The organism is Aquitalea sp. ASV11 (assembly GCF_016429185.1).
Lineage (GTDB): Bacteria > Pseudomonadota > Gammaproteobacteria > Burkholderiales > Chromobacteriaceae > Aquitalea > Aquitalea pelogenes.
On sequence record NZ_JAELUD010000159.1, the window covers coordinates 1 to 585 of the forward strand.

Genomic DNA, 585 nt, shown 5'->3' on the forward strand with positions numbered 1-585 from the left:
ATAGATACACCAGAGGGAAGAGCAAATTCTGCTGGTGTCGAGATGGCACTAATTGCAGTTAGTAAATACAGCTGGGAACGGCTAATACTTCCCGTTTTTCTGCAAGCTTTTGCCTTCTCACTGCAGGCAACCCAGCATTTTTTCTGTGCATTCCAGATGCGGCTGAAAATGATGTTCATATAAATACCTTTGCGAAGTTGAGTGTTTGGATGAATTATTTTCTAATTTTTAAAATAAAGTGTGTTTGATATTTTCCTCCTGTTTGAATTGCTGTGTTAATCAAGTAAATATGCTATCAAGGTGGCGATAGCACTCCAATGGATTGTGTTGTGATTTTTAAATGTTTTTCTTTGGCATTGGGTGTGGCAGATCTGCATATTGTTTCCAAAAAAATTGATACGCCGTGGTTTTTATTTAAGTTGCTAGATTCGTTAAGGCGAAGTGTGCGCTGCTTGAGTAGTTGAGTATTTTCGCCTGTTCCCCCTATTTGTTCAGTACGTATCAGCTTGATCCGATGGTGTGTCAAAACGAGTAATTGGTTTGAACCCATACGGCAGGAGCTCTTTTTACTTGTGAGGATTTTTC

2 protein-coding genes are annotated in these 585 nt (G+C 39.3%); both read right to left on the bottom strand.

The genetic code is table 11. From position 1 onward, the window contains the following. A partial coding sequence (locus JHD62_RS23130) for an ESPR-type extended signal peptide-containing protein (protein WP_199104580.1) occupies positions 1-179 on the bottom strand: 179 nt, incomplete at its 3' end. Between the two features lie 116 nt (positions 180-295). Next, a partial coding sequence (locus JHD62_RS22705) for a hypothetical protein (protein WP_233161152.1) occupies positions 296-585 on the bottom strand: 290 nt, incomplete at its 5' end.